This is a genomic window from Nocardioides antri, assembly GCF_008373765.1.
GTDB lineage: Bacteria > Actinomycetota > Actinomycetes > Propionibacteriales > Nocardioidaceae > Nocardioides > Nocardioides antri.
In genome coordinates, this window is the sequence record NZ_VUJW01000010.1 from 181372 (window position 1) to 198247 (window position 16876).

At 70.6% G+C, this 16876-nt stretch carries 26 protein-coding genes; 19 read left to right on the plus strand and 7 right to left on the minus strand.

What is annotated here, in order from left to right:
• Window positions 1-3: 3 nt before the first annotated feature.
• Together F0U47_RS16565 and F0U47_RS16570 are read right to left on the minus strand one after the other, a co-directional pair.
• Window positions 4-1020, minus strand: coding sequence for an AAA family ATPase (locus F0U47_RS16565; protein WP_149751576.1), 1017 nt, complete (start codon window positions 1018-1020; stop codon window positions 4-6).
• Window positions 1021-1050: 30 nt separating this feature from the next.
• On the minus strand, window positions 1051-1881 hold the full coding sequence (locus F0U47_RS16570; protein ID WP_149751577.1) for an RDD family protein: 831 nt from the start codon (window positions 1879-1881) through the stop codon (window positions 1051-1053).
• Window positions 1882-1922: 41 nt separating this feature from the next.
• Between F0U47_RS16570 and F0U47_RS16575 the strand changes: the two genes are divergently transcribed.
• The gene (locus tag F0U47_RS16575) at window positions 1923-2927 is read left to right on the plus strand and encodes a stage II sporulation protein M (RefSeq protein WP_246159672.1); all 1005 of its coding nucleotides are present in this window, start codon (window positions 1923-1925) and stop codon (window positions 2925-2927) included.
• Between the two features lie 8 nt (window positions 2928-2935).
• Here the strand turns inward: F0U47_RS16575 and F0U47_RS16580 are convergent, their stop codons facing one another.
• Genes F0U47_RS16580 through F0U47_RS16600 form a run of 5 tightly spaced genes read right to left on the minus strand, consistent with a single transcriptional unit; the run spans window position 2936 to window position 8120 of the window.
• Window positions 2936-4237: a DUF58 domain-containing protein gene (locus tag F0U47_RS16580; protein ID WP_149751578.1), complete on the minus strand. Its 1302-nt coding sequence runs from the start codon at window positions 4235-4237 to the stop codon at window positions 2936-2938.
• 4 nt (window positions 4238-4241) lie between these two features.
• Window positions 4242-5222 carry an AAA family ATPase gene (locus F0U47_RS16585; RefSeq protein ID WP_149751579.1) on the minus strand — a complete coding sequence of 327 codons (981 nt, stop codon included), beginning with the start codon at window positions 5220-5222 and terminating at the stop codon, window positions 4242-4244.
• Window positions 5219-6382 carry a DUF4350 domain-containing protein gene (locus F0U47_RS16590; RefSeq protein ID WP_149751580.1) on the minus strand — a complete coding sequence of 388 codons (1164 nt, stop codon included), beginning with the start codon at window positions 6380-6382 and terminating at the stop codon, window positions 5219-5221. Before F0U47_RS16590 ends, F0U47_RS16585 begins: the two co-directional genes overlap by 4 nt.
• On the minus strand, window positions 6379-7026 hold the full coding sequence (locus F0U47_RS16595) for a DUF4129 domain-containing protein (protein WP_149751581.1): 648 nt from the start codon (window positions 7024-7026) through the stop codon (window positions 6379-6381). The genes F0U47_RS16590 and F0U47_RS16595 overlap by 4 nt, the downstream gene beginning before the upstream one ends.
• Window positions 7023-8120, minus strand: coding sequence for a hypothetical protein (locus F0U47_RS16600; protein WP_149751582.1), 1098 nt, complete (start codon window positions 8118-8120; stop codon window positions 7023-7025). The genes F0U47_RS16595 and F0U47_RS16600 overlap by 4 nt, the downstream gene beginning before the upstream one ends.
• Window positions 8121-8597: 477 nt before the next feature.
• Between F0U47_RS16600 and rpsJ the strand changes: the two genes are divergently transcribed.
• The 18 genes from rpsJ (at window position 8598) to rplR (ending at window position 16847) form a co-directional block, all read left to right on the plus strand.
• Complete coding sequence (gene rpsJ, locus F0U47_RS16605; RefSeq protein WP_007078637.1) at window positions 8598-8906, plus strand: 30S ribosomal protein S10; 309 nt, start codon at window positions 8598-8600, stop codon at window positions 8904-8906.
• 11 nt (window positions 8907-8917) lie between these two features.
• On the plus strand, window positions 8918-9568 hold the full coding sequence (gene rplC / locus F0U47_RS16610; protein ID WP_149751583.1) for a 50S ribosomal protein L3: 651 nt from the start codon (window positions 8918-8920) through the stop codon (window positions 9566-9568).
• A 5-nt stretch (window positions 9569-9573) separates the two neighbouring features.
• The gene (gene rplD, locus F0U47_RS16615; protein WP_149751584.1) at window positions 9574-10212 is read left to right on the plus strand and encodes a 50S ribosomal protein L4; all 639 of its coding nucleotides are present in this window, start codon (window positions 9574-9576) and stop codon (window positions 10210-10212) included.
• Window positions 10209-10511: a 50S ribosomal protein L23 gene (gene rplW, locus F0U47_RS16620; protein WP_149751585.1), complete on the plus strand. Its 303-nt coding sequence runs from the start codon at window positions 10209-10211 to the stop codon at window positions 10509-10511. Before rplD ends, rplW begins: the two co-directional genes overlap by 4 nt.
• A complete protein-coding gene (rplB, locus tag F0U47_RS16625) occupies window positions 10511-11347 on the plus strand; it encodes a 50S ribosomal protein L2 (RefSeq protein ID WP_149751586.1) in 837 nt (278 codons plus the stop codon). The genes rplW and rplB overlap by 1 nt, the downstream gene beginning before the upstream one ends.
• Before the next feature lie 5 nt (window positions 11348-11352).
• On the plus strand, window positions 11353-11634 hold the full coding sequence (gene rpsS / locus F0U47_RS16630) for a 30S ribosomal protein S19 (RefSeq protein ID WP_109694766.1): 282 nt from the start codon (window positions 11353-11355) through the stop codon (window positions 11632-11634).
• Window positions 11631-12053, plus strand: coding sequence for a 50S ribosomal protein L22 (rplV, locus tag F0U47_RS16635; RefSeq protein ID WP_149751587.1), 423 nt, complete (start codon window positions 11631-11633; stop codon window positions 12051-12053). Before rpsS ends, rplV begins: the two co-directional genes overlap by 4 nt.
• A complete protein-coding gene (gene rpsC / locus F0U47_RS16640; protein WP_149751588.1) occupies window positions 12053-12874 on the plus strand; it encodes a 30S ribosomal protein S3 in 822 nt (273 codons plus the stop codon). Before rplV ends, rpsC begins: the two co-directional genes overlap by 1 nt.
• 3 nt (window positions 12875-12877) lie before the next feature.
• The gene (gene rplP, locus F0U47_RS16645) at window positions 12878-13297 is read left to right on the plus strand and encodes a 50S ribosomal protein L16 (RefSeq protein WP_149751589.1); all 420 of its coding nucleotides are present in this window, start codon (window positions 12878-12880) and stop codon (window positions 13295-13297) included.
• Complete coding sequence (rpmC, locus tag F0U47_RS16650; protein WP_149751590.1) at window positions 13297-13536, plus strand: 50S ribosomal protein L29; 240 nt, start codon at window positions 13297-13299, stop codon at window positions 13534-13536. Before rplP ends, rpmC begins: the two co-directional genes overlap by 1 nt.
• On the plus strand, window positions 13533-13802 hold the full coding sequence (rpsQ, locus tag F0U47_RS16655) for a 30S ribosomal protein S17 (protein ID WP_149751591.1): 270 nt from the start codon (window positions 13533-13535) through the stop codon (window positions 13800-13802). The genes rpmC and rpsQ overlap by 4 nt, the downstream gene beginning before the upstream one ends.
• 66 nt (window positions 13803-13868) lie before the next feature.
• Window positions 13869-14237, plus strand: a complete 369-nt coding sequence (gene rplN / locus F0U47_RS16660) for a 50S ribosomal protein L14 (protein ID WP_017932847.1) — start codon at window positions 13869-13871, stop codon at window positions 14235-14237.
• On the plus strand, window positions 14237-14626 hold the full coding sequence (rplX, locus tag F0U47_RS16665) for a 50S ribosomal protein L24 (RefSeq protein WP_223162809.1): 390 nt from the start codon (window positions 14237-14239) through the stop codon (window positions 14624-14626). The genes rplN and rplX overlap by 1 nt, the downstream gene beginning before the upstream one ends.
• Entirely contained in the window at window positions 14626-15213 is a 588-nt protein-coding gene (gene rplE / locus F0U47_RS16670; RefSeq protein ID WP_149751592.1) for a 50S ribosomal protein L5, read from the plus strand. Before rplX ends, rplE begins: the two co-directional genes overlap by 1 nt.
• Before the next feature lies 1 nt (window position 15214).
• A complete protein-coding gene (locus tag F0U47_RS16675) occupies window positions 15215-15400 on the plus strand; it encodes a type Z 30S ribosomal protein S14 (protein WP_011757321.1) in 186 nt (61 codons plus the stop codon).
• Between the two features lie 77 nt (window positions 15401-15477).
• Window positions 15478-15882, plus strand: coding sequence for a 30S ribosomal protein S8 (gene rpsH / locus F0U47_RS16680; protein ID WP_149751593.1), 405 nt, complete (start codon window positions 15478-15480; stop codon window positions 15880-15882).
• A 27-nt stretch (window positions 15883-15909) separates the two neighbouring features.
• Window positions 15910-16461: a 50S ribosomal protein L6 gene (gene rplF, locus F0U47_RS16685; RefSeq protein ID WP_149751594.1), complete on the plus strand. Its 552-nt coding sequence runs from the start codon at window positions 15910-15912 to the stop codon at window positions 16459-16461.
• Between the two features lie 2 nt (window positions 16462-16463).
• On the plus strand, window positions 16464-16847 hold the full coding sequence (gene rplR, locus F0U47_RS16690) for a 50S ribosomal protein L18 (protein WP_149751735.1): 384 nt from the start codon (window positions 16464-16466) through the stop codon (window positions 16845-16847).
• Window positions 16848-16876: the final 29 nt, after the last annotated feature.

Below are 16876 nucleotides of genomic sequence, written 5' to 3' on the forward strand. Positions count from 1 at the left end.
CCCTCATGGCGTCGGCACGGCCCGGAACACCGCGTCGATGATGCTCTCGGGCTGCACCCGGTCGGCCAGCGCCTCGAAGCTGAGGTGGAGCCGGTGCCGGAGCACGGCGTGCCGAAGCTCGCGCACGTCCTCGGGGATCACGTAGTGACGGCCCTGGACGATGGCCATCGCCCGGGCGGCCTGGAAGAACGCGATGCTGCCGCGCGGGCTCGCGCCGATCTCGACGTAGGCACCGAGCTCGCTGCCGAGCAGCTGGCCGACGTGCCGGGTCGCGCGGACGAGCGTGACGACGTAGCGGCGGATCGCCGGGTCGACGTAGACCCGGCGGACCATCGCCTGCAGGTCGATCACGTCGGCGATGGTGGCGACCGGCACGACCTGCTCCGCGTGCTGGCCGAGGGTGCCGTCACCGATCCGGTCGAGCACCATCAGCTCGTCGGACTCGTCGGGGTAGTCGACGACCTCCTTGAGCAGGAACCGGTCCATCTGCGCGTGGGGGAGGACGTACGTGCCCTCCTCCTCGATCGGGTTCTGGGTGGCCAGCACCATGAACGGGCTCGGCAGCGGGTGGATCGTCCCGGCGATCGACGTCTGCCGCTCCTGCATCGCCTCGAGCATCGCGGACTGGGTCTTGGCGCTGGCCCGGTTGATCTCGTCGAGGAGGACGAAGTGCGCGTGGACCGGCCCGAGCTGGGTCTCGAACTCGTGGCTGCGGGGGTCGTAGACCTGGGTGCCGATGATGTCGCTCGGCAGCAGGTCGGGCGTGCACTGGATGCGGGAGAACTCGGCGCTCACCGCCTGCGCCAGCGTCGAGGCGGCGAGGGTCTTCGCCAGGCCGGGCACGCTCTCGAGCAGGACGTGTCCCTCGGAGAGCAGCGTGACCAGGAGGGCGGTTCGGATCCGCTCCTGTCCGACCACCCGGCTCGAGAACGCTGCGGAGATCCGGTCGACGGCATCCGTCGCGCGGGCGACGTCGTCCGCGGACAGCGGAGCACTGGGGACGGTCCGGGTGGTGGTCATCGCGGCCAACCTACCCGGGCCGGGTGCGGCTCATTCCCGGTTGGCGAGGCGGGACCGGAACTCGTCGTCGCGCCGCAGCCGGGCGAGGTCGCGCTCGCGCCGCTCGGCGATGACGGCGGCGAGGACGACCTCCGGGGGAGCGTCGCTCGGAGGGGCCGGAGCGACGTACCTCCGCACCTCGGTGAGCAGGTCGAGGCCGACCCGCTGGCGGGAGTGCGGGTCGAGGGTGGGGACCCGCCCGAGGTACTGGCGTACGGCGAGCGCGAGCCCCGTCGGCAGCGTCGTCAGGTCCGCGGTGCGGGCCCACTGCGCGAGCGCCGGCGGCATCGGCGGCGGCAGCGGGAGGCGGAGCGCGACCCGGTCGCGGACGACGTAGGTGCCGGCTGCGAGGTCGCCGAGCCGCTTGCCGCGCTGGTTGATCAGCACGCAGAAGAAGTAGGGCACGCCGAGGAGGAGGAAGACCTCGATGAACCCGACCAGCGCCCGGACGAGCGCGTGGTGGAAGGTGACCGGGCCGGCGTCGTCGCGGACCACGCGCAGCCCGAGGGCGAGCTTGCCGAGCGACCGGCCGCGGGTGAGCGTCTCGAGCAGGGTCGGGAAGACCGCGAAGGTGACGATCGCCGCCGCCACGCTGGTCAGCTGGACGAGCGCGTCGGACGCGCTGATCGTCGCGATGAGGAGCACGAACAGGCTGGCGAGGAAGATCGCCACCGTGACGACGTAGTCGATGAGTCCGGACGCGAGCCGCAGGCCGAGACTGGCCGGCGGCAGGTCGAGCGCGACGCCCTCGCCGGTGACGAGGTCGTCGGTCGTGACGGTGGCGAACTCCGACACGGAGGGGGCCGGTCCCTGCGTCGACATCGCTCACAGGGTAGGCGACGCGAACGCCGTACCCTGTCCCCGTGCCGCGCATCGACCTCGACGCCTACGTCGTCGCCCATGCGCACGAGTGGGCGCGGCTCGAGGAGCTGGTCCGGGTCCGCCGGCCGAGCGGTCCCGAGAGCGACGAGCTCGTCGACCGCTACCAGCAGGTCGCGACCCAGCTGTCGGTGATCCGTACGTCAGCGCCCGATGCCGAGGTGGTCGCCTACCTGTCCTCGCTGCTCCACAAGGCGCGGATCTCGATGCTCGCGGCGCGGGTGCTCAGCTGGCGGGCGGTCGGGCTGTTCTTCACCCACCAGTTCCCGGCCGCGCTCTACCGGCTGCGCTGGTGGTGGCTGGGCTGCATGGCCGGCAACATCCTCGTCACCGCCGTGCTGATGTGGTGGCTCGTGGACCATCCCGAGGTGGAGCAGACCCTGCTCTCGCCCGAGGAGGTCGACCGGCTGGTCAACAGCGACTTCGAGAGCTACTACAGCGAGAACCCGGCTCAGGACTTCGCTGCCCGGGTCTGGATCAACAACGCGTGGGTGAGCGCGCTGGTCCTCGTCTCCGGGATCACCGGAGTCCTCGCGATCTACTTCCTCTTCACGAACGTGCTCAACCTCGCGGTGGTCGGCTCGATCATGACCCGCCACGACCGCGCGGACCTGTTCTGGGGGCTGATCCTCCCGCACGGGCTCCTCGAGCTCACCGCGGTCTTCGTCGCCGGCGGGGTCGGGCTGCGGCTGTTCTGGTCGTGGGTCGAGCCGGGCGGGGTGAGTCGCACCAACGCTCTCGCCCAGGCGGGTCGGATCACCATCACCTGCGCCCTGGGGCTGGCGGCGGTCCTCTTCGTCAGCGGCATCATCGAGGCGTTCGTGACGCCCTCGCCGCTGCCGACCTGGGCCCGGATCGGCATCGGCGTGCTGGCCGAGGTGGTCTTCTTCCTCTACGTCTTCATCCTCGGCCGGCAGGCGGTCCGCCAGGGCCACACCGGCGACATCAGCGCCGACCTGCTCGAGGACCGGGTCGCCACCCAGGCCTGACCCCGCCGCTACAGCAGGCCCTGCGCCTTGAGGGCGAGGTAGTGGTCGGCCAGGGCGGGCGGGAGCCGCTCGGCATCGGCGTCGACGACGTGCACGCCGAGCCGGTGCAGCACCTCGGAGGTCCACTCGCGGCGCCGGAGCTCCTGCTCGGCGGCCGCGGCGTCGTACACCCCGTCGACGGTCTCGCGGTCCTCCGCCAGCCTGTTGAGCTCGGGGTCGCGGACGGAGGCGAGGACCACCCGGTGGTGGCGGGTCAGGGCCGGGAGGACGGGCAGGAGGCCCTGCTGGACGGCCGAGGGCTCCACCGGCGTCAGGAGCACGACGAGCGCCCGCTGCTTGCCGAAGCCCTGCACCGCACCGGCGAGCGTGTCCCAGTCGGCCTCGGCGATGACCGGCTCGAGATCGGCCATCGACTCCTGCAGGCGGGCGGCGATGTCGCGCGCGCCGGCGGCGCGGAGCCGGGCCCGCACCCGCCGGTCGCCGGCGACGAAGTCGACCCGGTCGCCGGCGCGGGACGCGAGGGCGGCGAGCAGCAGCGCGGCGTCCATCGCCGCGTCGAGCCGGGGCACGCCGTCGGCGCCGCCGACCCGCGCGGCCGCGGTGCGCGAGGTGTCGAGGACGAGCACCACCCGTCGATCGCGCTCGGGCTGCCAGGTGCGGACGACCACGTGCGGGGTGCGGGCGGATGCGCGCCAGTCGATCGACCGGACGTCGTCGCCCCGGACGTACTCGCGGAGCGAGTCGAACTCGGTGCCGGCGCCGCGGATCCGCACGGCCGAGCGGCCGTCCAGCTCGCGGAGCTGCGCGAGCCGCGACGGGAGGTGCTTGCGCGACTCGAACGGAGGGAGCGACCGGACCGTGCCGGGAAGGTCGTAGGTGTGCTGCTTGGCGGCGAGGTGGAGCGGCCCCCACGAGCGAACCGTCACGCCGAAGGCCCGCAGGTCGCCGCGCCGCCACGGCCGCAGCGTCGTGCGCACCACCCTCCGGTCGCCCGCGGGCAGCGTGATCCGGTGCCGGTTGCCGGTCGCGCCGGCGGTCGGCTGCCAGGCGTCGCGGACCTCGAGCCGAAGGGTCCGGCCGCCGTCGTTGGAGACCGTCACCGCCGACTCGGCCGGATAGCCGAGCCGGACCGTGCCCGGCGACCGGCGGACCAGGCCCGCCGCAGCGGTCGACGGCGCGAGCAGCAGGTCGGCGCCGACGACGAGCGCGACCGCGAGCAGCCAGAGCAGGACCGTGCCACCCGACGGCCGCAGCACGACGGCCACGATGCCGAGGAGCACCAGCAGGGGGACCCGCCCCGAAACGACCATGGCGCTAGCGGGGGACCGGGACCGAGCCGAGCGCGGACGAGAGGACCTTCGCCACGTCGACCCCCTCCAGCTCCGCCTCCGGCCGCAGCCCGAGCCGGTGGACGAGGGTGGCGTGGGCGAGCGCCTTGACGTCGTCGGGGGTCACGAAGTCGCGTCCGGAGAGCCACGCCCAGGCACGCGACGCGCGGAGCAACGCGGTCGCGCCGCGGGGGCTGACGCCGAGCGACAGCGACGGCGACTCACGGGTGGCCCGCGCGATGTCGACGATGTACGTCGCCACCTCGGGCGACACCTGCACGGACTTGACCGCGGCCTGGGCGTCCTGGATGTCCGCGCCGGACGCGACCGCGGTGACGCCCGCGCCGGCGACGTCGCGAGGGTCGAAGCCGTCGGCGTGGCGGGTCAGGATCGCGATCTCGTCGGTGCGCGGCGGCACCGGGAGGACCACCTTGAGCAGGAACCGGTCGAGCTGCGCCTCCGGGAGCGGGTAGGTGCCTTCGTACTCGATCGGGTTCTGCGTGGCCGCGACCAGGAACGGGCGGGGAAGCGGCCGGGTGACGCCGTCGGCCGAGACCTGGCCCTCCTCCATCGCCTCCAGCAGCGCCGACTGCGTCTTCGGGGGCGTCCGGTTGATCTCGTCGGCCAGCAGCAGGTTCGTGAAGACGGGACCCTCCCGGAACGAGAGCCTGCCGCCCTGGCTGCCCGTGCTGTCGATCACCAGCGAGCCGGTGATGTCACCGGGCATCAGGTCGGGTGTGAACTGCACCCGCCGCGCCTCGACCGCCAGCGACGCGGCCAACGTGCGCACGAGGAGCGTCTTCGCCGTACCCGGCACGCCCTCCATCAGCACGTGGCCGCTGCAGAGCAGCGCGACGAGCAGGCCCGACACGGCGGCGTCCTGGCCGACGACGGCCTTGCCGACCTCGTGTCGTACGGCGAGCAACCGCTCCCTCAGGGCGTCGTTGTCTGCTGTGTCGGGGGTCATCCGCGGCGTACCTCTCTGTCGAGCTGGGTGAGTTCCTGGGCGAGCCGGACGAGGCCGTCGTCCGTGCTCGGGGCGGGGGCGCGGAGGGCGAGCAGCCCGCCGATCTCGTCGTCGCGACGGCCGAGGTGGCGGGCCACCGCGCTGATCACCTCGGCCTCGGACGCCCCCCGCCCGAGCCGGAGGCTGTCGGCCAGCCGGCGCCGGGCTGCCGTCCGCAGCGCCCCGGCGGCGTAGGCGCGGTCGTCGGCGCGACGGTACATCCGGCCGCGGCTGCGGGTCGTCTCGACGGCCCGGACGACGACCGGGAGCGGCTCGGAGGCGAGCCTGCCGAGGCGCCGGCCGCGCCACCACATCAGCGCGATCACGGCGACGAACGCGAGCCACAGCGACGGCGCCAGCCAGCCGGGGGCGAAGGTCCACAGGCTGACCGCCTCGTCCTCGGCCGCGTCGTCGTAGGTCGGGAGGTACCAGACGAGCCGGTCGTTCCCGCCCAGCAGCCGGAGCACCACCGCGGCGTTGTCGTCCCGCAGCACCTGGTCGTTGCTGAGGGCCTGCCCGGCGCCGAAGTACGTCGTCCCGCCGCCGCCCTCCGCCAGCACGTAGCCGTCGCCGGCGGGGAAGCACCCGTCCGCGGTGTCGTAGGCGAACGCGCTGTCGACGGTCAGGGAGAGCGCGTCGAAGCGCTCGTCGCCGCAGTCGCCGGACGTCTCGTCGGAGGCGTACGACGCCTCGACGCCCTTCTCGACCTCCCTCAGCACGTGGTGCGGCGGCTCGACCAGGACGACGTCGGCGCCGCGGGTGTCGCGGTCGAGACGCTCGACCGTGCTCGGCGCGAGCTGGTCGGCGCCGGTGACGACCACGGTCGTGCCCGGGCCGGCGCCCGCGGCGTGGAGCTCGGCGGCGGAGCGCGCGATCGTCACGTCGACGCCCTCGTCCCCGAGCACCTGGGCGAGCGCCTGCGCACCCTCGGGGTCGGGGTTCTGCGGGTCGAGCGGGGCGGAGTACTCCTGGTCCCCGCCGCCCGTCCACACCGCGACGGCCAGCGCCAGTGCCAGGGCCAGGCCGACGACGAACCAGATCCGGTTGCGCCGGAAGAACCCTGCCTCCGCAGCGGTCGTCGGGTCGTCGGTGGTCGCCGGGGGAGCGGTGTCCGTCGTCATCGGGCCCGCTCCCGGCGGCGGCCGGCGAGCTCGTCGTCGAGCGCCAGCACGTCGGCAGCCTGCTCGCGGGTCGCCGGGTGGTCGCCGTACAGGACGGAGTCGAAGAGGTCGGCGCTGCGGTCGATGAGGTGCCGCTGCGCCGGGAACTCCCGCCCGAGGGATCCGGCGAGCTCGTGGGCGGTCGCCTGCGGGAGGTCCTCGATCCGGCCGCGCTCGACCTGGCGTACGGCGAGCGCCCGGAAGCCGTCGACGAGCGCGTCGTCGTGGTGCCCCTCCGCCAGTGCGGCCTCCGCCCGGGCGCGCAGCTCCGCGGCGCTGACGACCTCGCCGGTCAGGGCGGGCGCCCGATCGACCCCGACCCTCGCGGTCCGTCGGGCACGCGAGACGAGCAGCCCGATGCCGACGGCGAGGAGGACACCGATCAGGATCGCCGCGAACCACCCCAGCGACGGGATCCGCTCGGCGGCGCCCACTCCGTCCGCGAAGCGGCGCTCGATCCAGTGCTGGATCCGCTCGAGCAGGTCGGCGTCGTGGTACTCCGGCTTCGCGAGCTCGCGGCGCAGCAGCGAGCGCCCGTCGTCGCCGCTCGGGTCGAGCGGCGGGTCGGCGAGGCGCGTCGCGGCGGCCGGGAGGGCAGGGGTCACCGCGGGATCAGCCCGGCCTCGGCCATCAGCTCGACGTCGTACGCCTCCTTGCGCATGCGCTGGTCGAGGTACTGCAGCGACGTCACCGCGGCCGTGAACGGCGCGACGAAGGCGTTCTGGATCACCAGGGAGACCGCCTGGGTGAGCACCAGGATCAGGACGACGTACTCCGGCACGAGGGCGCCGGCGATCTGCCCGCCGACGGACACCGGGAGCGTGAGGAGGTAGCCCGCGGTGCCGGTCATCAGCAGGGTCAGCAGGCCGATCCCGAGCGTCCGCCAGAACTGGCCGGCCGTGAGCCGCCAGTTGCGGCCGAACGACCCGAAGACCCCGATCGGCTCGAGCATCAGGGCCGGGGTCGCCAGGTAGACGACCTTCACCCACAGCCACACGAGCAGCGGGATGGACCCGAGCGTGAGCACGATCGCGAGCAGCACGGTGACCAGGACGTCCTCGGTCACGACGGCGACCACGACCACGATCGCGACGAGGAGCAAGATCGCGAAGGTGGCGGCGAAGCCGACGAGGAACGCCTGGCCGACGAGCCGCCAGCGCTTGCCGTACGTCGCCGCCCAGGCCTCCGCCAGGGTGAGCCGGCGGCCGACGGCCGCGGCGTGCGTGACGTGGGCGACCATCCCGGTGACGAAGATGACGCCGAGCTGGGCGGCGTAGATCCCGAGGACGAGGGACCCGAAGGACCCCAGCAGCCCGAGCGCCTCGGCCGTGCCGGCGTCGTCGGACACCTCGCCGTCGGCGCCGAGGCCGGTACCGACGGTGAACGCCGTGACCGTGCTGACGACGACCGGGATCAGCATCGCGACCGCCGTGACGAGGACGGCAGCACCGACGGTCGCCTTCGGGTTGAAGCGGATGATCCGGAAGGCGCCGTCGTAGATGTTGCCGAGCGTCAGCGGCCGCAGGGGCACCGCGCCGGGCTTGTGCGCAGCGCCGAGCATCCCGGGGACGGGCAGCCGCGGCGCCGGGGGCGCGGAGGCCCCCCAGGCCGGCGCTTCGGGCGGTGGACCACCCGGACCGGGCGGCTCCTCGGGGAGGGGCGCGCCGGGCGGGGGGAAGTGGTGCGGTGAGCCGGTCATCGCACTCCTTCTTGCTCGCTCGGTCGGTGAGGGAAACCCCGACCGAGCGGAGGCGTCGCCCGGGATCGCCGCCCATCCTTCCACCAGGGGCCATTCCAATTTGGTGCGGCGCCCGGACCTCTGCCAAGATATCCAGGTTGCTCCGGCGGGTTGCCGGGGTGCGGCACATCTTGACTACTGAATCGCGTCTCCCGAGCAGGTGACCTGGAGTGATCTCCGGGTGCCGCTCCTGGATGAGGTCAGTGGTGCGGTGCGCCGGACCCAGGGAGACCCGATCAGCCTGACGAACCGTCGGGCGTCCCACACAACAGCATTGATCCGCAGGGCGGACGTGCGCGCCGAACAGAGTTTGATTTCTGGGCAGCGACACGCCCGACCTCGGGGGTCGGAGCTGCGGGGCGAGGAACAGGGCGGGACCGACTCAAACCCGAGGACGTCTCCACACAGTGGCGGAGAGAAGAAGGACGAGAGAGACCTATGGCGGGACAGAAGATCCGCATCAGGCTCAAGGCCTATGACCACGAGGTGATCGACACCTCGGCGCGGAAGATCGTGGACACCGTCACCCGTACGGGTGCGAAGGTCGCCGGCCCGGTGCCGCTGCCGACCGAGAAGAACGTCTTCTGTGTCATCCGCTCGCCCCACAAGTACAAGGACTCGCGCGAGCACTTCGAGATGCGCACCCACAAGCGCCTCATCGACATCATCGACCCGACCCCGAAGACCGTCGACAGCCTCATGCGGCTCGACCTGCCGGCGGGCGTCGACATCGAGATCAAGCTCTGAGGAAGTTGCTCATGACGATCGAACGCAATGTGAAGGGCCTGCTGGGCACGAAGCTCGGCATGACCCAGCTGTGGGACGAGAACAACCGCATCGTCCCCGTGACCGTGGTCGCGGCCACCACCAACGTGGTGACCCAGGTCCGCCAGCCCGAGCCGGACGGCTACAACGCCATCCAGATCGGCTACGGCGAGATCGAGGGCCGCAAGGTCAACCAGCCGCAGGCGGGTCACTTCGCCAAGGCCGGCACGACCCCGCGCCGTCACCTCATCGAGATCCGCACGGCGGACGCCCCGACCTACACCGTCGGCCAGGAGATCCCGGTCGACACCTTCGAGCCGGGCCAGGTCATCGACGTGACCGGCACCAGCAAGGGCAAGGGCTTCGCGGGTGTCATGAAGCGCCACGGCTTCGCCGGTGTCAGCGCCTCGCACGGTGCCCACCGCAACCACCGCAAGCCGGGCTCGATCGGCGCCTGCGCCACGCCCGGCCGGGTCTTCAAGGGCATGCGGATGGCCGGCCGGATGGGTAGCGACACCGTCACCACCCAGAACGTCACCGTCCACGCGGTCGACGTCGAGAAGGGCCTGATCCTGCTCAAGGGTGCCGTCCCCGGCCCCAAGGGCGGCGTCGTCGTCCTCCGGACCAGCGCGAAGAAGGGTTGATCGCCATGGCCATCAAGACCGTCAAGGTTGAGCTCCCCGCCGAGATCTTCGACGTCGACGTCAGCGTCCCGCTGATCCACCAGGTCGTCGTCGCCCAGCAGGCCGCTGCGCGTCAGGGCACCCACGCCACCAAGACCCGCGCCGACGTGCGCGGTGGTGGCCGCAAGCCCTACAAGCAGAAGGGCACCGGCCGCGCCCGCCAGGGCTCGACCCGCGCGCCGCAGTTCGCCGGCGGTGGCGTCGTCCACGGCCCGCAGCCGCGTGACTACAGCCAGCGGACCCCGAAGAAGATGAAGGCCGCCGCGCTGCGCGGCGCCCTCACCGACCGGGCCCGCAACGAGCGGATCCACGTGGTGGAGGGCCTCGTCTCCGGCGACAAGCCGTCGACGAAGGCCGCGCTCGCCGCGCTGGGCTCGCTCACCGACCGCAACAACTACCTCGTGGTCCTCGAGCGCACCGACACCGTCACCTGGCTGTCGCTGCGCAACGCACCCGAGGTGCACCTGGTCGCCGTCGACCAGCTGAACACCTACGACGTCCTCGCGAGCGACGACGTGGTCTTCAGCAAGGGCGCGTACGACGCGTTCGTCTCCGGCGCGGCCTACGGCAAGAAGACTGCGTCGGCTGAGGAGGCGGACAAGTGAGCACCCTGCACAAGGACCACCGCGACATCCTGATCGCGCCGGTGGTGTCGGAGAAGAGCTACAGCCTGCTCGACTCGAACAAGTACACCTTCCTGGTGCACCCGGACGCCAACAAGACCGAGATCAAGATCGCGGTGGAGAAGGTGTTCAAGGTCAAGGTGACCTCGGTCAACACCCTCAACCGCCCGGGCAAGACCCGGCGCACGCGGTACGGCATCGGCAAGCGCAAGGACACGAAGCGCGCGATCGTCAGCCTCGCCGAGGGGCACCGCATCGACATCTTCGGAGGACCGAACTGATGGCTATCCGCAAGTACAAGCCGACCACCCCGGGCCGTCGCGGCTCCTCGGTGGCCGACTTCGTCGAGATCACCCGGACCACGCCGGAGAAGTCGCTCACGCGCCCGCTCCCGAAGAAGGGCGGCCGCAACAACCAGGGCCGGATCACCACCCGGCACCAGGGCGGCGGTCACAAGCGGGCCTACCGGATCATCGACTTCCGTCGCTACGACAAGGACGGCATCCCGGCGAAGGTCGCTCACATCGAGTACGACCCGAACCGCACCGCTCGCATCGCGCTGCTGCACTACGCCGACGGCGAGAAGCGCTACATCATCGCGCCGAAGGACCTGGTCCAGGGCATGCGCGTGGAGGCCGGCGTCGGGGCCGATATCAAGCCCGGCAACAACCTGCCGCTGCGCAACATCCCGGTCGGCACGACGATCCACTGCGTCGAGCTGCGCCCGGGCGGGGGTGCCAAGATGGCCCGCTCCGCCGGCAACAGCGCCCAGCTCGTCGCCCGTGAGGGCTCGCGCGCCACGCTGCGTCTGCCCTCGGGCGAGATGCGGTTCGTCGACGTGCGCTGCCGCGCGACGGTCGGCGAGGTCGGCAACGCCGAGCAGTCGAACATCAACTGGGGCAAGGCCGGCCGGATGCGGTGGAAGGGCAAGCGCCCGACCGTCCGCGGTGTCGTCATGAACCCCGTCGACCACCCGCACGGCGGTGGTGAGGGCAAGACGTCCGGTGGTCGCCACCCGGTCTCGCCCTGGGGCAAGGCCGAGGGCCGTACGCGCAAGCGCAAGGCCTCCGACGCCCAGATCATCCGTCGTCGCAAGTCCGGCAAGGGTAGGAAGTAACTGAGATGCCTCGCAGCCTGAAGAAGGGCCCCTTCGTCGACGACCACCTGATGAAGAAGGTGGACGCCGAGAACGAGAAGGGCAGCCACAACGTCATCAAGACCTGGTCGCGCCGCTCGATGATCGTCCCCGCGATGATCGGTCACACGATCGCGGTCCACGACGGTCGCAAGCACGTGCCGGTGTTCGTGTCCGACTCGATGGTCGGCCACAAGCTGGGCGAGTTCGCCCCCACCCGCACCTACCGCGGCCACGTCAAGGAAGACCGGAAGGGGCGTCGTCGATGACCGCCACTGACCGCCGGCGCACGAGCGCCCGGCGCGAGTCGCTGCTCGGTGACCAGCCGGGCGCGTTCGCGAGCGCTCGCTTCGTCCGGATCACCCCGATGAAGGCCCGCCGGGTCGTCGACATGGTCCGCGGCATGCCCGTGGACGAGGCTCAGTCGATCCTCGCCTTCAGCCCCCAGGCGGCCTCCAAGACCGTCGCCAAGGTGCTCGACAGCGCGATCGCCAACGCCGGGACCACCGAGGGCCTGCCGACCGGAGACCTCGTGGTCTCCGTCGCCCAGGTCGACGAGGGCCCCACGATGAAGCGCTGGCGTCCGCGTGCGCAGGGCCGGGCCACCCGGATCAACAAGCGCACCAGCCACATCACCATCGCGGTCCAGCCGGCCGACGTCGTCGCCGGGAAGGGCGGTAAGAAGTAATGGGTCAGAAGATCAACCCGAACGGCTTCCGTCTCGGCATCTCCACCGACCACAAGTCGCGGTGGTACGCCGACAAGCTGTACAAGTCGTACGTCGGCGAGGACGTCGCCATCCGCAAGCTGCTCTCGAAGGGCATGGAGCGCGCCGGCATCGCCAAGGTCGAGATCGAGCGCACCCGTGACCGGGTCCGCGTCGACATCCACACCGCCCGGCCGGGCATCGTCATCGGCCGTCGCGGCGCGGAGGCCGACCGGATCCGCGGCGAGCTCGAGAAGCTGACCGGCAAGCAGGTCCAGCTCAACATCCTCGAGGTCAAGAACCCCGAGGTCGACGCCCAGCTCGTCGCCCAGGGTGTGGCCGAGCAGCTGTCGGGCCGTGTCCAGTTCCGCCGCGCGATGCGCAAGGCCATGCAGACCTCGATGCGGTCCGGTGCCAAGGGCATCCGGATCCAGTGCTCCGGCCGCCTCAACGGCGCCGAGATGTCGCGCACCGAGTTCTACCGCGAGGGCCGCGTCCCGCTGCACACGCTGCGTGCCGACATCGACTACGGCTTCTACGAGGCCCGCACCACCTTCGGCCGTATCGGCGTCAAGGTGTGGATCTACAAGGGCGAGGTCGCCGGCACCCGTGCCGAGCGCCAGGCCCAGGCCGCTGCCCGCGCCGGTGTCCCCGGCCGGGGTGGCCGTCCCAGCCGTGGCGGTGACCGTCCGACCCGTGGGTCGCGCGGGGACCGTCCCACCCGCTCGGACCGCGACTCCGCCCCCGCGGCGGACGCGCCGGCTGCCGAGCCGACTGCTTCCACCAGCGGAACGGAGTCCTGAGCCATGTTGATGCCGCGTCGCGTCAAGCACCGCAAGCAGCACCACCCGAAGCGTCGGGGTGCCGCGAAGGGTGGCACCACGCTCGCGTTCGGTGAGTACGGGATCCAGGCAGTCGAGGGTCACTACGTGACCAACCGGCAGATCGAGTCCGCCCGTATCGCCATGACCCGTCACATCAAGCGTGGCGGCAAGGTGTGGATCAACATCTACCCGGACCGCCCGCTCACCAAGAAGCCGGCCGAGACCCGCATGGGTTCCGGTAAGGGCTCGCCCGAGTGGTGGGTCGCCAACGTCAAGCCCGGTCGCGTCATGTTCGAGCTGTCCGGTGTGCCGGAGGACGTCGCCCGCGAGGCGATGCGCCGTGCCATCCACAAGCTGCCCATGAAGTGCCGCTTCATCACGCGAGAGGCTGGTGAGTTCTGATGAGCCAGAGCCTGCAGGCCCACGAGCTCGACGAGCTCAACGACATCGACCTCGAGGCCAAGCTGCGCGAGGCCAAGGAGGAGCTGTTCAACCTCCGGTTCCAGGCGGCCACCGGCCAGCTGGAGTCGCACGGTCGGCTTCGCACGGTCAAGAAGGACATCGCCCGGATCTACACCGTGGTGCGGGAGCGCGAGCTCGGCATCCGGACCGCGCCGGGCTCGGAGGAGGAGAGCGCATGAGCGAGCAGACTGTGGAGCGCAACTCGCGCAAGACCCGCGAGGGCCTGGTCGTCAGCGACAAGATGGACAAGACCGTGGTCGTGTCCGTCGAGGACCGCGTCAAGCACGCCCTGTACGGCAAGGTCATGCGCCGCAACACCCGGCTCAAGGCGCACGACGAGCAGAACGAGTGCGGCGTCGGTGATCGCGTCCTGATCATGGAGACCCGGCCGCTGTCCGCCACCAAGCGCTGGCGCGTCGTCGAGATCCTCGAGCGCGCCAAGTAAATCCCGTTCGGCCAGGCTCACCGCTCTGCGTGGCGCTGAGAACCGGCACGACAACCAGGAGAAGAAATGATTCAGCAGGAGTCGCGACTGAAGGTCGCCGACAACACCGGTGCCAAGGAGATCCTTTGCATCCGTGTGCTCGGTGGCTCGGGTCGTCGCTACGCCGGGATCGGCGACGTCATCGTCGCCACCGTCAAGGACGCGATCCCCGGTGGCAACGTGAAGAAGGGTGACGTCGTCAAGGCGGTCATCGTGCGCACCGTCAAGGAGCGCCGCCGGCCCGACGGCTCGTACATCCGCTTCGACGAGAACGCCGCCGTGATCCTCAAGAATGACGGCGAGCCCCGTGGCACCCGCATCTTCGGCCCCGTCGGCCGCGAGCTGCGAGAGAAGAAGTTCATGAAGATCATCTCGCTCGCCCCGGAGGTGCTGTGATGGCCCAGTCCAAGAACGGGTCCAAGAAGGCTCCGAAGATCGCGATCAAGAAGGGCGACACCGTCAAGGTGATCGCGGGCAAGGACAAGGGCGCCGAGGGCAAGGTCATCAAGGTGCTCCGTGAGGAGCAGCGGGTGGTCGTCGAGGGCGTCAACCGGATCAAGAAGCACACCAAGGTCGTCAACCAGGGCGGTCGCTCCGGCACCACCGGCGGGATCATCACGACCGAGGCCCCCATCCACGTGTCCAACGTGATGCTGGTCGAGGGCGACGACGTCACCCGCATCGGCTACAAGCGGGTCGAGGTCACGAAGCGCCGCCCCGACGGCTCGGAGTACCAGTCGACGCGCAGCGTCCGGATCTCCCGCAAGACCGGGAAGGAAATCTGATGAGCGAGACCACCACGGCGGCCCCTGCGGACTCGGCGAAGGTGACCCCGCGACTCAAGACGAAGTACCGCGAGGAGATCCTCCCGGCGCTGCGGTCGGAGTTCGAGATCGCCAACGTCATGCAGGTCCCCGGCCTGACCAAGGTCGTCGTCAACATGGGCGTCGGCGAGGCGGCCCGCGACTCGAAGCTGATCGAGGGCGCGATCCGCGACCTGACGGCGATCACCGGCCAGAAGCCGGCGGTCACCAAGGCCCGCAAGTCGATCGCCCAGTTCAAGCTCCGCGAGGGCATGCCGATCGGCACGCACGTCACGCTGCGCGGCGACCGGATGTGGGAGTTCCTCGACCGGCTGCTGTCGCTGGCGCTGCCGCGCATCCGTGACTTCCGCGGTCTGAGCCCGAAGCAGTTCGACGGCCAGGGCAACTACACCTTCGGTCTCACCGAGCAGGTCATGTTCCACGAGATCGACCAGGACAAGGTCGACCGGCAGCGGGGCATGGACATCACCATCGTCACCACCGCCACCAACGACGAGCAGGGTCGCGCGCTGCTGAAGCAGCTCGGCTTCCCCTTCAAGGAGAACTGACATGGCGAAGACTGCGCTCAAGGTCAAGGCCGCTCGCAAGCCCAAGTTCGCGGTGCGTGGCTACACCCGTTGCCAGCGCTGCGGCCGTCCCAAGGCGGTCTACCGCAAGTTCGGCCTGTGCCGGATCTGCCTGCGGGAGATGGCCCACCGGGGCGAGCTGCCCGGCGTCACCAAGTCGAGCTGGTAATCACCACTAACAGCTGAAGGTCCTCTCCTCGCCTCCGGGTGCGGGCGGAAACCGCAGCAGAAGGAAAAACACACACCATGACGATGACCGACCCGATCGCAGACATGCTGACTCGTCTGCGCAACGCCAACCAGGCGTACCACGACGCGGTGACCATGCCCTACAGCAAGCTGAAGCAGGGCGTCGCGGAGATCCTCAAGCAGGAGGGCTACATCACCTCCTTCGACGTGGCCGACAACGAGAACGGCGTCGGCAAGACGCTGACCATCACGCTCAAGTACGGCCGCAACCGTGAGCGCTCGATCGCCGGCGTACGCCGGATCAGCAAGCCGGGCCTCCGGGTCTACGCCAAGCACACGGGTCTCCCGAAGGTGCTCGGCGGCCTCGGCGTCGCGATCATCTCGACGAGCCAGGGTCTGCTCACCGACCGCCAGGCAAACCAGAAGGGCGTGGGTGGGGAAGTCCTCGCCTACGTCTGGTAACGAGACCAGGAAGAGAGGCACAGCACAATGTCCCGCATTGGCAAGCTCCCCGTCCCGGTCCCGGCCGGCGTCGACGTGGCCCTCGACGGCCCCGTCGTGACGGTGAAGGGCCCGAAGGGCACCCTCACCCACACCGTGGCGGCCCCGATCGTGGTGGAACGCAACGACGAGGGCGACTCGACCGTCCTGGACGTCAAGCGTCCCGACGACGAGCGCATCAGCAAGTCGCTCCACGGCCTGACCCGCACCCTGATCAACAACATGGTCGTGGGCGTCACCGAGGGCTACGAGAAGAAGCTCGAGATCGTGGGCGTCGGTTACCGCGTCCTGTCGAAGGGCCCGACCCAGCTGGAGTTCCAGCTCGGCTACTCGCACTCGATCATCTTCGACGCGCCGGAGGGCATCACCTTCACCGTCGATGGTCCGACCAAGCTCGGTGTGGTCGGCATCGACAAGCAGCAGGTCGGCGAGGTTGCGGCCAACATCCGCAAGCTCCGCAAGCCCGAGCCCTACAAGGGCAAGGGTGTCCGGTACGCCGGCGAGCATGTCCGTCGCAAGGTCGGAAAGGCTGGTAAGTGACCATGGCGATCACCCTCAAGCACCAGCGGCACCTGTCGGCACGCGCGAAGTCGCGCCTGCGCCGTCAGATCCGTGGCCGCAAGAAGATCTCTGGTACCGCGGAGCGCCCGCGGCTGGTGGTCACCCGGTCGAGCAAGCACATCACCGTGCAGGTCGTCGACGACCTCGTCGGCAAGACGCTGGCGTCCGCCTCCACCATGGAGGGCGACCTGCGGTCGTTCGACGGCGACAAGACCGCCAAGGCGAAGAAGGTCGGCGAACTCGTCGCGGCCCGTGCCAAGGAGCTCGGTGTCGACTCGGTCGTGTTCGACCGGGCCGGCAACAAGTACCACGGTCGCATCGCGGCCCTGGCCGACGGTGCCCGCGACGGCGGACTGACCTTCTAATCGCTTCTAGCTTGGACTGAGGAGAAATC

Excerpts from the sequence above, each read along its gene's own strand:
- F0U47_RS16565 (WP_149751576.1), bottom strand. The coding sequence starts at position 1,020 with ATGACCACCACCCGGACCGTCCCCAGTGCTCCGCTGTCCGCGGACGAC.
- F0U47_RS16570 (WP_149751577.1), bottom strand. The coding sequence starts at position 1,881 with ATGTCGACGCAGGGACCGGCCCCCTCCGTGTCGGAGTTCGCCACCGTC.
- F0U47_RS16580 (WP_149751578.1), bottom strand. The coding sequence starts at position 4,237 with ATGGTCGTTTCGGGGCGGGTCCCCCTGCTGGTGCTCCTCGGCATCGTG.
- F0U47_RS16585 (WP_149751579.1), bottom strand. The coding sequence starts at position 5,222 with ATGACCCCCGACACAGCAGACAACGACGCCCTGAGGGAGCGGTTGCTC.
- F0U47_RS16590 (WP_149751580.1), bottom strand. The coding sequence starts at position 6,382 with ATGACGACGGACACCGCTCCCCCGGCGACCACCGACGACCCGACGACC.
- F0U47_RS16600 (WP_149751582.1), bottom strand. The coding sequence starts at position 8,120 with ATGACCGGCTCACCGCACCACTTCCCCCCGCCCGGCGCGCCCCTCCCC.
- rpsJ (WP_007078637.1), top strand. The coding sequence starts at position 8,598 with ATGGCGGGACAGAAGATCCGCATCAGGCTCAAGGCCTATGACCACGAG.
- rplC (WP_149751583.1), top strand. The coding sequence starts at position 8,918 with ATGACGATCGAACGCAATGTGAAGGGCCTGCTGGGCACGAAGCTCGGC.
- rplD (WP_149751584.1), top strand. The coding sequence starts at position 9,574 with ATGGCCATCAAGACCGTCAAGGTTGAGCTCCCCGCCGAGATCTTCGAC.
- rplB (WP_149751586.1), top strand. The coding sequence starts at position 10,511 with ATGGCTATCCGCAAGTACAAGCCGACCACCCCGGGCCGTCGCGGCTCC.
- rpsS (WP_109694766.1), top strand. The coding sequence starts at position 11,353 with ATGCCTCGCAGCCTGAAGAAGGGCCCCTTCGTCGACGACCACCTGATG.
- rplV (WP_149751587.1), top strand. The coding sequence starts at position 11,631 with ATGACCGCCACTGACCGCCGGCGCACGAGCGCCCGGCGCGAGTCGCTG.
- rpsC (WP_149751588.1), top strand. The coding sequence starts at position 12,053 with ATGGGTCAGAAGATCAACCCGAACGGCTTCCGTCTCGGCATCTCCACC.
- rplP (WP_149751589.1), top strand. The coding sequence starts at position 12,878 with ATGTTGATGCCGCGTCGCGTCAAGCACCGCAAGCAGCACCACCCGAAG.
- rpmC (WP_149751590.1), top strand. The coding sequence starts at position 13,297 with ATGAGCCAGAGCCTGCAGGCCCACGAGCTCGACGAGCTCAACGACATC.
- rpsQ (WP_149751591.1), top strand. The coding sequence starts at position 13,533 with ATGAGCGAGCAGACTGTGGAGCGCAACTCGCGCAAGACCCGCGAGGGC.
- rplN (WP_017932847.1), top strand. The coding sequence starts at position 13,869 with ATGATTCAGCAGGAGTCGCGACTGAAGGTCGCCGACAACACCGGTGCC.
- rplX (WP_223162809.1), top strand. The coding sequence starts at position 14,237 with ATGGCCCAGTCCAAGAACGGGTCCAAGAAGGCTCCGAAGATCGCGATC.
- rplE (WP_149751592.1), top strand. The coding sequence starts at position 14,626 with ATGAGCGAGACCACCACGGCGGCCCCTGCGGACTCGGCGAAGGTGACC.
- F0U47_RS16675 (WP_011757321.1), top strand. The coding sequence starts at position 15,215 with ATGGCGAAGACTGCGCTCAAGGTCAAGGCCGCTCGCAAGCCCAAGTTC.
- rpsH (WP_149751593.1), top strand. The coding sequence starts at position 15,478 with ATGACGATGACCGACCCGATCGCAGACATGCTGACTCGTCTGCGCAAC.
- rplF (WP_149751594.1), top strand. The coding sequence starts at position 15,910 with ATGTCCCGCATTGGCAAGCTCCCCGTCCCGGTCCCGGCCGGCGTCGAC.
- rplR (WP_149751735.1), top strand. The coding sequence starts at position 16,464 with ATGGCGATCACCCTCAAGCACCAGCGGCACCTGTCGGCACGCGCGAAG.